Below are 15,107 nucleotides of genomic sequence, written 5' to 3'. Positions count from 1 at the left end.
ACTAAAATCAGTGATTGAGCAGGTCTGCAACATTGCCCGACATGGCTTGGCAAACATTTGCAAGCCCCACCGGCCGCACCCTCGACATCCGGGAGTAGCGCGGGCCGAATTGATCTGGTAAGTTCGCCCGCTTGCAGCCGCAGGGCCGGCAGGTGTCGGTGATGGAGCAATCCTGCGCAATGGATTACAAGAGTAGAGGCGGTCCATTTCATGCCCACCCAAGCAAAGCAACAGGCAAGTCAGACACTCAGCGGTTTCGAACCCTACGTCCCGGAAGCGGGCGAAGAGTACATGGGCGCTCCAATGCGCGCGCACTTCACCAAGATCCTGACCAAGTGGAAACTGGACTTGATGCAGGAAGTCGACCGCACTGTTGATCACATGAAAGACGAAGCGGCCAACTTTCCTGATCCGGCCGACCGTGCCAGCCAGGAAGAAGAGTTCGCCCTCGAGCTGCGCGCCCGTGATCGCGAGCGCAAACTGATCAAGAAGATCGACAAGACCCTGCAACTGATCGAAGACGAAGAGTACGGCTGGTGCGACTCTTGCGGCATCGAGATCGGCGTCAAGCGCCTTGAGGCCCGTCCGACTGCCGACATGTGCGTCGACTGCAAGAATCTGGCGGAAATCAAGGAAAAGCAGGTCGGCAAATAATCCCGGCCTGAACGAAAAACGGAGCGTGCGAACGCTCCGTTTTTGTTTCTGCTGTTTTTGGACTCTCAAGTAACATCGCCCTCATGACTGCCAACACCTCCCCCGCCTACATTGGCCGCTTCGCCCCGACCCCCAGCGGGCACCTGCATTTCGGTTCGCTGGTTGCCGCCCTGGCCTCTTATCTGGACGCACGCTCGGTGGGCGGCCGCTGGCTGGTGCGCATGGAAGACCTCGATCCGCCCCGCGAAGAGCCGGGCGCGCAAGCGGCGATTCTCAAGGCACTGGAAAGCTATGGCTTCGAATGGGACGGCGAAATGGTCCGCCAGAGCGATCGGCACGAGGCCTACGCTCAAGTGCTCGACAGCCTGTTCAATCACGGCCTGGCCTACGCCTGCACCTGTTCGCGCAAGCAACTGGAGCCGTACCACGGCATTTACCCGGGACTGTGCCGCAACGCCGGCCATGGTCAGGAAGACGCGGCGATTCGCCTGCGCGTGCCGGAGCTGGAATATCACTTCATCGACCGGGTGCAGGGCGAATACCGTCAGCATCTGGGCCGCGACGTGGGGGATTTCGTGATCCGCCGCCGCGACGGTCTTTACGCCTATCAACTGGCGGTGGTACTGGACGACGCCTGGCAGGGCATCACCGACATCGTGCGCGGTGCCGATCTGCTCGACTCCACACCGCGCCAGCTCTATCTGCAGGAATTGCTGGGCCTGCGCCAACCGCGCTATCTGCATCTGCCACTGATTACTCAGCCGGACGGCCACAAGCTCGGCAAGTCCTATCGCTCGCCACCGCTGGAAGCCGATCAGGCCACACCGCTGTTGCTGCGGGCCCTGCGCGCACTGGGGCAAAACCCTGGGCCCGAACTGGCCCACGCCTCGCCGCAGGAACTGTTGAACTGGGGCAGCGGCCACTGGGATGCCTTGAAAATCCCGCGCACACTGACCCTGCCCGAAGCGCAACTGCTGTGACGACACTTGCAGTGGCGCGCCCATCCGTTACCATCGCCGCACGTTTTCGGGCACGCGCATAAAAAAGAGAGGCCGGGATGTACATCTATCGCTTGGTCCTGCTTCTGGTCGTGGGGATCTACCTGTTTTCTCCCGCCATCATGGATTGGTGGATCGACGCTACGGGCGCCTGGTATCGCCCTTATCTGCTCTGGCTGATCCTGATTGTCGTGACCTTCATCCTGCAGAGCCAAAAAGATGCCGATGAGCTTTAGCCTGACCCAGATGCTGCTGATCAGCGCCGCCTACCTGGCCGCGCTGTTCGGCGTGGCGTGGATCAGTGAACGAGGCATGATCCCGCGGGCGATCATTCGCCATCCGTTGACCTACACCCTGTCGCTGGGGGTCTACGCCAGTGCGTGGGCGTTTTATGGCACGGTGGGGCTGGCCTATCAGTACGGCTACGGCTTCCTGTCCAGTTATCTCGGGGTATCCGGCGCGTTTTTGCTGGCGCCGGTGCTGCTGTATCCGATCCTCAAGATCACCCGCACTTATCAACTGTCGTCGCTGGCGGACCTGTTCGCCTTCCGCTTCCGCAGCACCTGGGCCGGTGCGCTGACCACGATATTCATGCTGATCGGCGTCTTGCCGTTACTGGCGTTGCAGATCCAGGCCGTGGCCGACTCGATCGGCATCCTCACCGGCGAGCCGGTGCAGAATCGCGTGGCCCTGGCGTTTTGTGCGCTGATCATTCTGTTCACGATTTTCTTCGGCTCCCGGCACATCGCCACCCGTGAAAAGCACGAAGGACTCGTGTTCGCGATTGCTTTCGAATCGGTGATCAAACTGGTGGCCCTTGGCGGCGTCGGCCTCTACGCGCTGTACGGCGTATTCGACGGCCCGCAACAGCTTGAACTGTGGCTGTTGCAGAACCAGACCGCACTCGCCGCCCTGCACACGCCATTGCAGGAAGGCCCGTGGCGCACGTTGCTGTTGGTGTTTTTCGCCTCGGCGATCGTGATGCCGCACATGTATCACATGACCTTCACCGAAAACCTCAACCCGCGCTCGCTGGTCAGCGCGAGCTGGGGCCTGCCGCTGTTCCTGCTGTTGATGAGCCTGGCGGTGCCGCTGATTCTCTGGGCCGGCCTGAAACTCGGCGCCACCACCAATCCGGAATACTTCACCCTCGGCATCGGCATCGCCGCCAACAGCAAATCGCTGGCATTGCTGGCGTATGTCGGCGGCCTGTCGGCGGCCAGCGGCCTGATCATCGTCACCACGCTGGCCCTGTCGGGCATGGCCCTGAACCATCTGGTGCTGCCGCTCTACCAGCCGCCGGCCGAAGGCAATATCTATCGCTGGCTGAAATGGACCCGCCGGGCGCTGATCGTCGCGATCATCATGGCCGGCTTCTGCTTCTACCTGATGCTCGGCGCCGAGCAGGACCTGGCCAACCTCGGCATCGTCGCCTTCGTAGCGACCCTGCAATTCCTGCCGGGTGTACTGTCGGTGCTGTACTGGCCGACCGCCAATCGCCGCGGCTTTATCGCCGGTCTCCTGGCGGGAATTGTGGTGTGGGTCGTGACCATGCTGTTGCCGCTGGTCGGTAATCTGCAGGGTTTCTATATTCCGCTGCTGAACATGATCTACGTGCTGGACGATACGAGCTGGCACATGGCGGCCATCGCCTCGCTGGCGGCCAACGTCCTGATGTTCACGCTGATTTCGCTGTTCACCAATGCCAGCCCGGAAGAGGCCAGCGCTGCCGAAGCCTGTGCTGTGGATAACGTGCGCCGTCCGCAGCGCCGCGAATTGCACGCCGCCTCTCCGCAGGAATTCGCCACGCAACTGGCCAAGCCGCTGGGCGCCAAGGCTGCGCAGAAAGAAGTCGAACAGGCCCTGCGCGACCTTTATCTGCCGTTCGACGAGCGCCGCCCTTACGCCTTGCGCCGCCTGCGCGACCGGATCGAAGCCAACCTCTCCGGCCTGATGGGACCGAGCGTCGCCCAGGACATGGTGGAAACCTTCCTGCCGTACAAGGCCGGCGGAGAAAACTACGTCACCGAAGACATCCACTTCATTGAAAGCCGCCTGGAGGACTACCACTCGCGCCTGACCGGTCTGGCCGCCGAACTCGATGCACTGCGCCGCTACCACCGCCAGACCCTGCAGGAATTGCCAATGGGCGTCTGCTCGCTGGCCAAGGATCAGGAGATCCTGATGTGGAACAAGGCCATGGAAGAATTGACCGGGATTGCTGCGCAACGGGTGGTCGGCTCGCGCCTGAGCACCATCGCCAATCCGTGGAAAGACCTGCTGCAAGGCTTCATTCACCTGCCCGACGAGCACTTGCACAAACAGCATCTGGCCCTTGACGGCCAGACCCGTTGGCTGAACCTGCACAAAGCCGCGATCGACGAACCGCTGGCACCGGGCAACAGCGGCCTGGTGCTGCTGGTGGAAGACCTGACCGAAACCCAGATGCTCGAAGACAAGCTGGTGCACTCCGAGCGTCTGGCCAGCATTGGCCGGCTCGCGGCCGGTGTGGCCCACGAAATCGGCAACCCGATCACCGGCATCGCCTGCCTCGCACAAAACCTGCGGGAAGAGCGCGAAGAAGATGGTGAGCTGACGGAAATCAGCGGTCAGATCCTCGAACAGACCAAACGCGTGTCACGCATCGTCCAGTCGCTGATGAGTTTTGCCCATGCCGGCAGTCATCAGCACAGTGACGAGCCCGTCTGTCTGGCGGAAGTGGCTCAGGACGCCATCGGCCTGCTGGCCCTGAACCGGCGCAATTTCGAAGTCCAGTTCTACAACCTGTGCGATCCCGATCACTGGGTCGAAGGCGACCCGCAGCGGCTCGCCCAGGTGCTGATCAATCTGCTCTCCAACGCCCGTGACGCCTCGCCTGCCGGCAGTGCAGTGCGGGTCAAGAGCGAAGCCGGCGAACACACGGTCGATCTGATCGTCGAAGACGAAGGCAGCGGTATTCCGTCGAGCATCATGGACCGATTGTTCGAACCCTTCTTCACCACCAAGGATCCTGGCGAAGGCACCGGTCTGGGCCTTGCACTGGTCTATTCCATCGTTGAAGAGCATTATGGACAAATCACCATCGACAGCCCGGCTGATGTTCAGAGCCAGCGCGGCACCCGTATCCGGGTGACATTGCCGCGCCATGTCGAAGCGACGTCCGCTGTGAACTGAGACCGTCGAGAGTATCGAATCAATGCCGCACATTTTGATCGTCGAAGACGAAACCATTATCCGCTCCGCCTTGCGCCGCCTGCTGGAACGTAACCAGTACCAGGTCAGCGAAGCCGGTTCAGTGCAGGAAGCACAAGAACGCTTCAGTATTCCCACGTTCGATCTGATCGTCAGCGACCTGCGACTGCCGGGCGCTCCGGGCACCGAGCTGATCAAGCTCGGCGAGGGCACGCCGGTGTTGATCATGACCAGCTACGCCAGTCTGCGCTCGGCGGTCGACTCGATGAAGATGGGCGCGGTGGATTACATCGCCAAGCCCTTCGACCACGACGAAATGCTTCAGGCTGTCGCGCGGATCCTGCGTGATCGCCAGTCGGCGCCTGCCGCCGGCGAAGCAGCTCCCGCCAAATCGGCCAATGGCAGCGGTAAATCCGCCATCGACAACAGCAACGGCGAAATCGGCATCATCGGCTCGTGTCCGCCGATGCAGGACCTTTACGGCAAGATCCGTAAAGTCGCGCCAACCGATTCCAACGTGCTGATCCAGGGCGAGTCCGGTACCGGTAAAGAACTGGTGGCCCGCGCTCTGCACAATCTGTCGAAACGCGCCAAAGCACCGATGATCTCGGTGAACTGCGCAGCCATTCCGGAAAGCCTGATCGAGTCCGAACTGTTCGGTCACGAAAAAGGCGCGTTCACCGGCGCCAGCGCGGGTCGCGCCGGCCTGGTGGAAGCGGCGGACGGCGGCACGCTGTTCCTCGACGAGATCGGCGAATTGCCACTGGAAGCCCAGGCCCGGTTGCTGCGCGTACTGCAGGAAGGCGAGATTCGCCGGGTGGGCTCGGTTCAGTCGCAGAAAGTCGATGTCCGGTTGATCGCCGCGACCCACCGGGATCTCAAGAGTCTGGCGAAAATCGGCCAGTTCCGCGAAGACTTGTACTACCGCCTCCACGTGATCGCGCTGAAACTGCCCGCCCTGCGCGAGCGCGGCGCCGACGTCAACGAAATCGCCAATGCGTTCCTCGCTCGTCAAAGCGCCCGCATCAACCGCACCGACCTGAAATTTGCCGCCGATGCCGAGCAGGCAATCCGTCACTATTCCTGGCCGGGTAACGTGCGGGAGCTGGAAAACGCCGTTGAGCGCGCGGTAATTCTGAGCGAAAGCCCGGAAATCTCTGCCGACCTGCTGGGCATCGACATCGAACTGGGCGATCTGGAGGACGACGAATTCATCGGCCTGCCGGCGCAAACGCCCGGTAACGCCAGCAGCAGCCACGAGCCGACCGAAGACCTGTCGCTGGAAGACTACTTCCAGCACTTCGTGCTCGAACATCAGGACCACATGACCGAGACCGAACTGGCGCGCAAACTGGGCGTCAGCCGCAAATGCCTGTGGGAACGCCGTCAGCGTCTGGGCATTCCACGGCGCAAGACCGGGGTCGCCAGCGAGAGCTGAACGTGACCTGTCGAGTGTGCGGGTTACCGTTGAAGATGTGAAAAAACTGTTACCTCAGTCTTTTCACGTAACAGAAGCCGGGGTTATCGGTAACGAAACCCCGGCTTTTTTTCGCCCTGCGAAAACGGTCATATCGACCTAACCCCTTGTTTTATTGGGGTTCACAAAAGTTGGCACGGCACCTGCTATATGTTTGGTACAAGAACAATAACAAGCAATGCACAAGACAATAAAAATAAGACGAATCGACTCACGCACAATAAAAACAAGACGGCGAGAGGCGCAGCTAACTGATTCTTTTGGAGAGGCGTTGTATTTGGGGCCAGCCCCACGACCAGGCCGAGAACAACAAAAACTGTCTTAAGACAGAGCCTGTACTGGTTGGATCGCAAGATCACTGCAACACAGCGACCAAAGCAATCCGTTTGCTCTTGGCTCCCGATTGGGAGGGTCATGAAGAAAAAGCTTCATGGCGAGGGCACTCAACAAAAACAAAAAGCCCGAATCAATAATAAAAAGAGCACGCAACTACTTCTTGGGGAGCTTCGGCTCCCCTTGTAGTTTCTCCTTCACGGAAAATCTTCCTTCCGATACATCTTCCCCCCCTCTAGCCTGCGGCTTGCAGCGCAAATCGGCAGCGTCCTACACCATCCCTCGACTAAATGCTAGAATCCCGGCCCATCATGCGGTCATTCTCTGGTATGGCCGAACATTCCTTCAAACAGTGCATCCCATGCTGAAGAAGCTGTTCCAGTCATTCCGAACTCCCCTGCGTCGTACGCAACACATCCGTAGCACGCCTGAAGTCCTCAACAGCGGCCAACATTCGCTGCAGAAGGCGCAATTCAGCCGTTATGCGGTCAACATCGTCGAACGTCTGCAGGGCGCCGGCTACCAGGCCTACCTGGTTGGCGGTTGCGTGCGAGACATGCTGCTGGGCATCACGCCCAAAGACTTCGACGTCGCCACCAGCGCCACCCCCGAGCAGGTGCGTGCCGAATTCCGCAATGCGCGAATCATCGGTCGCCGCTTCAAGCTGGTACACATCCATTTCGGTCGCGAAATCATTGAAGTCGCGACCTTCCGCGCCAATCACCCGCAAAACGAAGACGACGAAGACAGCAACCAGTCTTCGCGCAACGAGAGCGGGCGCATTCTGCGTGACAACGTTTACGGCACCCTGGAAGAGGACGCGCAACGCCGCGACTTCACCATCAATGCTCTGTATTACGATCCGGTCAGCGAGCGCATCCTCGACTACGCCAACGGCGTGCACGACATCCGTAACCAGTTGATCCGTCTGATCGGCGATCCGACGCAGCGTTATCAGGAAGACCCGGTGCGGATGCTGCGGGCCGTGCGTTTCGCCGCCAAGCTCAATTTCGGCATCGAGAAGCACACCGTCCAGCCGATCCGCGAACTGGCGCCGATGCTGCGCGAGATCCCGTCGGCCCGCCTGTTCGAGGAAGTGCTCAAGCTGTTCCTCTCCGGTCATGGCGCCATCACCTTCGAGATGCTGGTCGACCTGCAACTGTTCGCGCCGCTGTTCCCGGCCAGTGCCGATGCGCTGGAACACAACCCGGAATACACCCACACGCTGATCAGCGAAGCGCTGACCAACACCGACCTGCGGATCAAGCAGAACAAACCGGTGACCCCGGCGTTCCTGTTCGCCGCCCTGTTGTGGCCAGCCCTTCCCGCTCGCGTGTTGCGTCTGCAGGAACGTGGCATGCCGCCGATTCCGGCCATGCAGGAAGCCGCTCACGAACTGATCGCCGAACAGTGCCAGCGCATCGCGATCCCAAAACGCTTCACCATGCCGATCCGCGAGATCTGGGACATGCAGGAACGCCTGCCACGCCGCAGCGGCAAACGCGCCGACCTGCTGCTGGACAATCCGCGCTTTCGCGCCGGCTACGATTTCCTGCTGCTGCGTGAGAGCGCCGGTGAACAGACTGATGGCCTGGGCGACTGGTGGACCGATTATCAGGACGCCAACGACAGCGAACGCCGCGACATGATCCGTGACCTCAGCGGTAAGGGTGATGACGCCAGTGGTGCACCGCGCAAGCGTCGCCGCAGCAGCGGTTCCAAGCGCAAGCGCGCCGGCGCACCGAGTGCTACGGGCGAATAAGCGATGGAACGCATCTACATCGGCATGGGCAGCAACCTGGCTGACCCGGCCGAACAACTGCGCAACGCGGTCGACGCGCTGGGGCAATTGCCCGACACCAAACTGGTCGGCGTGTCTGCCTTCTACCAAAGCGACTCGTTGCTGCCGGGCCAACCGCGTTACACCAACGCGGTCGCCGCACTCGACAGCGCGCTCGCCCCGCTGGATCTGCTCGATGCCTTGCAGGCGATCGAAAACGATCAAGGCCGCGAACGCCTGGAACGCTGGGGCCCGCGCACACTGGATCTGGACATTCTGCTGTTCGGTGATCGACTGATCGACGAGCCGCGCCTGAAAGTCCCGCATTACCACATGCAGGAGCGCGCGTTCGTTCTCTATCCCTTGGCCGAACTGGCTGCCGAGGATCTGCGCCTGGCCGATGGCCGCACCCTTGCCGATCTTCTCGCATCATGCCCGTTCGTCGGCCTGGAACGCATTACCTCAAACTGATACCACACCCTGTGGGAGCGAGCTTGCTCGCGAAGGCAATCTAACCGTCAATGTCTGCATTGGCTGACTGACCGCTTTCGCGAGCAAGCTCGTTCCCACAAGTGTTTTTGTAGGACAAAAAAGCGCGAATCTCCCGGCCCGGCCCGCTGAATCGCATCAGTAACGCAGGTAACACTCCCCTCGTAACAATGCGGTAACACACGCAATTGACTTCCTGAGGCCTCATCACGACTATAGGCGTCCCGCTGCCGCCAACCCGGCATACAAGGGCGCAATCCAGGCCTTATAAGCACGACAAAAGAGCGTGCGCCTGAATAGATGACGAATCACGCGCGTTACTCGCAGTAGTTTCCAGAGCGCCTGAACGAGGATTTCTTACATGCCAGCCATCACCCTGACCACGCTCCAGAGCCTCAAGCAGAAAGGTGAAAAGATCACCATGCTGACCTGCTATGACGCGACCTTCGCCCACGCCTGCAACGAGGCCGGTGTCGAAGTGCTGCTGGTGGGCGACTCCCTCGGCATGGTTCTGCAGGGTCATGACAGCACCCTGCCGGTGACCACCGCAGAAATGGCCTACCACGTTGCCAGCGTCAAACGCGGCAACTCTGATGCACTGATCCTGGCGGACCTGCCGTTCATGGCCAACGCCACCCTCGAGCAAACCATGGCCAACAGCGCTCTGCTGATGCAGGCCGGCGCGCACATGGTCAAGGTCGAAGGCGCCTTGTGGCTGGCGGATTCGATCCGCCTGCTGGCCGAGCGCGGTGTGCCGGTCTGCGCCCACATGGGCCTGACCCCGCAAGCCGTGAACATTCTTGGTGGCTATAAAGTGCAAGGTCGCAACGAGAACCAGGCACGCCAGATGCGCGCCGACGCGATCTCCCTGGAGCAGGCCGGTGCAGCCATGCTGTTGCTCGAATGCGTGCCGAGCGAACTGGCGGCTGAAATCAGCCAGGCGGTGAAGATTCCGGTGATCGGCATTGGTGCCGGCAACGCCACCGACGGTCAGGTGCTGGTACTGCACGACATGCTCGGCCTGTCGATCAGCGGCCGTGTGCCGAAGTTCGTGAAGAACTTCATGCAGGGTCAGGACAGCATCCAGTCCGCGCTGAAGGCTTACGTCAGTGAAGTCAAAGCCACCACTTTCCCCGGAATCGAACACGGATTCTCTGCATGAACACCGTCAAAACCGTACGTGAACTGCGCGCCGCCGTGGCGCGCGCCCGCAGCGAAGGCAAACGCATCGGCTTCGTGCCGACCATGGGCAACCTGCACAGCGGCCATATTGCCCTGATCACCAAGGCCACCCAGCGCGTGGACTTCGTGGTCGCGAGCATTTTCGTCAACCCGCTGCAGTTCGGCGCAGGCGAAGACCTCGACAAGTACCCGCGCACCCTGGCGGCGGATCAGGAAAAACTGCTGGAAGCCGGATGCGATCTGCTGTTCGCCCCGACCGTCGAAGAGATGTACCCCGACGGCATGGCCGGTCAGACCCGGGTCAGCGTGCCGCAACTTTCCGAAGGCCTTTGCGGCGCCAGCCGTCCGGGGCACTTCGAAGGCGTGGCGACGGTGGTCAGCAAGCTGTTCAACATGGTCCAGCCGGACCTGGCGATCTTCGGCCAGAAAGACTTCCAGCAACTGGCGGTAATCCGCGCACTCGTGCATGACCTGAACATGCCGATCCAGATCATCGGCGAGCCGACCGTACGCGCCGCCGACGGCCTGGCGCTGTCCTCGCGCAACGGCTTCCTCAGTGAAGAGCAACGCGCCGTGGCGCCGGTGGTCTATCGCACCCTGAACAGCATTGCCGAGTCTATCAAGCAGGGTGAACGCGACTTCCCTGCCCTGATTCAGGCGCAACGCCAGCAACTGGAAGCCGCCGGCCTGCGTCCGGACTACCTGGAAATCCGCCACGCCCTGACCCTGCGTCCGGCCACGGCGGAAGATCGTGATCTGGTGATTCTGGTTGCAGCATTCCTCGGCACCACCCGGTTGATCGACAACCTGCACCTGAACCTCGATACCCCCGCCTGAACACTGCAACAGCAGCATGTGGGAGCGCGCCTGTTCGCTCCCACATTCGTGCCAACTCCCCTTCCTGATCGCATTGCTGAGCACCTGACCATCGGGCAAACTGCCCGCCGGTCCACTGCGCGCGAACGCAGGAACTTGCTCGCATGACTTGCCGTCCGTCGGCCCCCGTCTGTTATCAATGTTAAAAAAGTACCGAAAACAGGTCAGACAAAGCCAAGACAGATCGCGGCGCTGGGTTTACTGTATTCGCCCTGCGCCAAAGTAATCGTGTCGACGCAGTTGCCCCCTCGCCCAAACCTGGCGGGGAGGTCTTTTCAGTGTTCAAAAGGCCGTTCAAGTAAAAAGGAAAACCGCAGCGATGGCGTACTACCGCACTCCTCATGACGTTACCGCTCTGCCTGCCTGGCAAGCGTTGAAAGATCACCGCCAAGCCATGCAGGATTTCAGCATGCGCGAAGCCTTCAACGCCGATCCGCAGCGCTTCAATCAGTTCACTCTCAGCAGCTGCGGACTGTTTCTCGACTATTCGAAGAATCTGATCAACGCCGAGACCCGCAACCTGCTGGTGGGTCTGGCCAATGAAGTCGATCTCAAGGGCGCGATCAAGGCGCTGTTCGACGGCGAAATCGTCAATTCCTCCGAAGGCCGCCCGGCGCTGCACACCGCCCTGCGTCGCCCGGTCGGCGACAAGCTGTCGGTCAACGGCGTCAACGTGATGCCTGAAGTACACAAGGTGCTGAACCAGATCACCGATCTGGTGGGCCGCATCCACGACGGTCTGTGGCGTGGTTACACCGAGAAGCCGATCACTGACGTTGTGAATATCGGCATCGGTGGCTCGTTCCTCGGCCCCGAGCTGGTCTCCGAAGCCCTGCTGTCCTACGCCCAGAAAGGCGTGCGTTGCCACTATCTGGCGAATATCGACGGCAGCGAGTTCCACGAGCTGACGCAAAAACTGCGCGCCGAGACCACGCTGTTCATCGTGTCGTCGAAGTCGTTCAACACCCTCGAAACCCTGAAAAACGCCCAGGCCGCCCGTGCCTGGTACCTGGCCCAGGGTGGTTCGGAAGCCGAGCTGTATCGCCACTTCATCGCCGTATCGAGCAACAACGCGGCAGCCGTGGCCTTCGGTATCCGCGAAGAAAACATCTTCCCGATGTGGGACTGGGTCGGCGGTCGTTACTCGCTGTGGTCGGCCATCGGCCTGCCAATTGCGCTGGCCATCGGCATGTCCAACTTCAAGGAACTGCTGTCCGGTGCGTACACCATGGACCAGCATTTCCAGAGCGCGCCGTTCGAACAGAACATGCCGGTGCTGCTGGCGCTGCTCGGCGTGTGGTACGGCAACTTCTGGGGCGCGCAAAGCCACGCGATCCTGCCGTACGACCACTACCTGCGTAACATCACCAAGCACTTGCAACAGCTGGACATGGAATCCAACGGCAAGAGCGTGCGTCAGGACGGCACCGCCGTATCGACCGACACTGGCCCGGTGATCTGGGGTGGCGTCGGCTGCAACGGTCAGCACGCTTACCACCAGTTGCTGCACCAGGGCACCCAACTGATTCCGGCCGACTTCATCGTGCCGATCGTCAGCTTCAACCCGGTCTCCGACCACCATCAGTGGCTCTACGCCAACTGCCTGTCGCAGAGCCAGGCACTGATGCTCGGCAAGACCCTGCCGGAAGCCGAAGCGGAACTGCGCGACAAGGGCATGAGCGAAGACCAGGTGCAGAAACTCGCGCCGCACAAGGTGATCCCGGGCAACCGTCCGAGCAACACCCTGGTGGTCGAGCGAATCAGCCCGCGTCGTCTCGGCGCACTGGTGGCGATGTACGAACACAAAGTCTTCGTGCAAAGCGTGGTCTGGGGCATCAACGCCTTCGACCAATGGGGCGTGGAGCTGGGCAAGGAACTGGGCAAGGGCGTCTACAACCGCCTGGTCGGCAGCGAGGAAACCGCCGCCGAAGATGCATCCACCCAAGGCCTGATCAACTACTTCCGCGGCCGTCACCGCGGCTGATTTGATCGCTCTGCAGTCACCCTGTGGGAGCGAGCTTGCTCGCGATTGCGGTTATTCACTCAACATCCACGTTGACTGACATTCCGCCTTCGCGAGCAAGCTCGTTCCCACAGTCGTTTGTGGATGACTTGAACCTGTTGGACTCTCGGCGCATCTTTATCCTTGTCGCACAACAAGAATAAGGAACCGTCATGTTCGATATCAGCACGTTCCCCAAAGCCGATGCCGTCCGCCGGGCTGCACAGTTGAGTCAGGACGACTACCAGCGCCTGTACCGCGAATCCATTGAACACCCCGGCACCTTCTGGGCCGAACAGGCCACCCGCTTCCTCGACTGGAGCACACCGTGGCAGACCGTCCAGCGCTATGACCTGAAGACCGGTGAAGCCGCCTGGTTTGCCGGCGGCAAGCTGAACGTCAGCTACAACTGCATCGACCGCCATCTGGAAACGCGCGGCGATCAGACCGCCATCCTCTGGGAAGGCGACGACCCTGCCGAATCGACGCAAATCACCTACAGCAAACTCCATCACCACGTCTGCCGCCTGGCCAATGTGCTGAAAAGCCGTGGCGTGAAGAAAGGTGACCGAGTGTGCATCTACATGCCGATGATCCCCGAAGCGGCCTACGCCATGCTCGCCTGCGCGCGGATCGGCGCGATTCACTCGGTGGTGTTTGGTGGTTTCTCCCCGGACTCCCTGCGCGACCGCATTCTCGATGCCGACTGCCGCACCGTGATCACCGCCGACGAAGGCGTGCGCGGTGGCAAGTTCGTGCCGCTGAAACAGAACGTCGACAAGGCCCTGCAGAGTTGCCCGAATGTCAGCACCGTCGTGGTGGTCGAGCGCACTCAGAACAAAGTTGACTGGGTCGAAGGCCGCGACCTCTGGTATCACCAGGCCGTGCGTGATGTCAGCGACGATTGCCCGCCGGAACCGATGGACGCCGAAGACCCGCTGTTCATCCTCTACACCTCCGGCAGCACCGGCAAACCCAAGGGCGTGCTCCACACCACCGGCGGTTACCTGTTGCAAGCGGCGATGACCTTCAAGTACGTGCTCGACTACCGCGACGGCGAAGTGTTCTGGTGCACCGCCGACGTCGGCTGGGTCACCGGCCACAGCTACATCGTCTACGGCCCGCTGGCCAACGGCGCAACCACGCTGATCTTCGAAGGCGTACCGAGTTACCCGAGCACTTCGCGATTCTGGCAGGTGATCGACAAACACAAGGTCAACATCTTCTACACCGCGCCGACAGCGTTGAGGGCGTTGATGCGTGAAGGCGCCGGCCCCTTGCAGGAAACGTCACGCGAAAGCCTCAGATTGCTCGGCAGCGTCGGTGAGCCGATCAACCCGGAAGCGTGGGAATGGTATTTCAACGTGGTCGGCGAACAGCGCTGCCCGATCGTCGATACGTGGTGGCAGACCGAAACCGGCGGCATCATGCTCAGCCCGCTGGTCAGCGCCCAGCGAATCAAACCGGGCTGCGCCACCCAACCGATGTTCGGCGTGCAACCGGTGCTGCTCGATGAACACGGCAAGGAAATCAAGGGCGCCGGCAGCGGCGTATTGGCGATCAAGTCGAGCTGGCCGGCGCAGATCCGCAGCGTCTACGGCGATCCGCAGCGCATGGTCGACACCTACTTCAAGCCCTACCCCGGTTACTACTTCACCGGCGACGGCGCCCGCCGCGACGAGGATGGCGATTACTGGATCACCGGGCGCATCGATGACGTCATCAATGTCTCCGGCCATCGCATCGGCACCGCCGAGGTGGAAAGTGCGCTGGTACTGCACGACAGCATCGCCGAGGCCGCCGTGGTCGGTTATCCCCACGACGTCAAAGGCCAGGGGATATACGCGTTCGTTACACCGATGAACGGCACCGAGCCCACCGATGAACTGAAGAAAGAACTGCTGGCCCACGTCAGCAAGGAAATCGGCAGCTTCGCCAAACCGGACCTGATCCAGTGGGCCCCGGCCCTGCCGAAGACCCGCTCGGGCAAAATCATGCGGCGGATCCTGCGCAAGATCGCGTGCAACGAACTCGACAGCCTCGGAGACACCTCGACGCTGGCGGATCCGAGCGTGGTGCAGGGCTTGATCGATAAACGCTTGAACCGGTAAGGGCGCAAAAGCA

At 61.1% G+C, this 15,107-nt stretch carries 11 protein-coding genes; all 11 read left to right on the top strand.

Translation table 11 applies throughout. The features are described 5' to 3' along the window. Positions 1 to 210: 210 nt before the first annotated feature. Positions 211 to 654 carry an RNA polymerase-binding protein DksA gene (gene dksA / locus CAF73_RS15650; RefSeq protein ID WP_085697495.1) on the top strand — a complete coding sequence of 148 codons (444 nt, stop codon included), beginning with the start codon at positions 211 to 213 and terminating at the stop codon, positions 652 to 654. A gap of 83 nt (positions 655 to 737) precedes the next feature. Further along, on the top strand, positions 738 to 1,634 hold the full coding sequence (gene gluQRS, locus CAF73_RS15645) for a tRNA glutamyl-Q(34) synthetase GluQRS (RefSeq protein WP_085703183.1): 897 nt from the start codon (positions 738 to 740) through the stop codon (positions 1,632 to 1,634). Between the two features lie 77 nt (positions 1,635 to 1,711). Next, complete coding sequence (locus tag CAF73_RS29845; protein WP_003176118.1) at positions 1,712 to 1,888, top strand: hypothetical protein; 177 nt, start codon at positions 1,712 to 1,714, stop codon at positions 1,886 to 1,888. Further along, complete coding sequence (locus CAF73_RS15640; protein ID WP_166742304.1) at positions 1,872 to 4,826, top strand: sensor histidine kinase; 2,955 nt, start codon at positions 1,872 to 1,874, stop codon at positions 4,824 to 4,826. Before CAF73_RS29845 ends, CAF73_RS15640 begins: the two co-directional genes overlap by 17 nt. 22 nt (positions 4,827 to 4,848) lie before the next feature. Further along, positions 4,849 to 6,282, top strand: coding sequence for a sigma-54 dependent transcriptional regulator (locus CAF73_RS15635; RefSeq protein WP_085697497.1), 1,434 nt, complete (start codon positions 4,849 to 4,851; stop codon positions 6,280 to 6,282). 733 nt (positions 6,283 to 7,015) lie between these two features. Further along, positions 7,016 to 8,416: a polynucleotide adenylyltransferase PcnB gene (locus CAF73_RS15630; protein ID WP_085697498.1), complete on the top strand. Its 1,401-nt coding sequence runs from the start codon at positions 7,016 to 7,018 to the stop codon at positions 8,414 to 8,416. Between the two features lie 3 nt (positions 8,417 to 8,419). After that, the gene (folK, locus tag CAF73_RS15625) at positions 8,420 to 8,905 is read left to right on the top strand and encodes a 2-amino-4-hydroxy-6-hydroxymethyldihydropteridine diphosphokinase (protein WP_085697499.1); all 486 of its coding nucleotides are present in this window, start codon (positions 8,420 to 8,422) and stop codon (positions 8,903 to 8,905) included. Positions 8,906 to 9,284: 379 nt separating this feature from the next. Then, entirely contained in the window at positions 9,285 to 10,085 is an 801-nt protein-coding gene (gene panB / locus CAF73_RS15620; RefSeq protein WP_085697500.1) for a 3-methyl-2-oxobutanoate hydroxymethyltransferase, read from the top strand. After that, positions 10,082 to 10,942 carry a pantoate--beta-alanine ligase gene (panC, locus tag CAF73_RS15615; protein WP_085703182.1) on the top strand — a complete coding sequence of 287 codons (861 nt, stop codon included), beginning with the start codon at positions 10,082 to 10,084 and terminating at the stop codon, positions 10,940 to 10,942. Before panB ends, panC begins: the two co-directional genes overlap by 4 nt. A 358-nt stretch (positions 10,943 to 11,300) precedes the next feature. Next, positions 11,301 to 12,965, top strand: coding sequence for a glucose-6-phosphate isomerase (pgi, locus tag CAF73_RS15610; RefSeq protein ID WP_085612637.1), 1,665 nt, complete (start codon positions 11,301 to 11,303; stop codon positions 12,963 to 12,965). A 191-nt stretch (positions 12,966 to 13,156) separates the two neighbouring features. Beyond that, positions 13,157 to 15,094 carry an acetate--CoA ligase gene (acs, locus tag CAF73_RS15605; protein ID WP_085697501.1) on the top strand — a complete coding sequence of 646 codons (1,938 nt, stop codon included), beginning with the start codon at positions 13,157 to 13,159 and terminating at the stop codon, positions 15,092 to 15,094. The last annotated feature ends 13 nt before the right edge of the window (positions 15,095 to 15,107 follow it).

This window comes from Pseudomonas sp. B15(2017) (genome assembly GCF_002113215.1).
Lineage (GTDB): Bacteria > Pseudomonadota > Gammaproteobacteria > Pseudomonadales > Pseudomonadaceae > Aquipseudomonas.
Note: the sequence above shows the minus strand (reverse complement) of the source record. Positions and strands in the feature narration are given on the sequence as shown.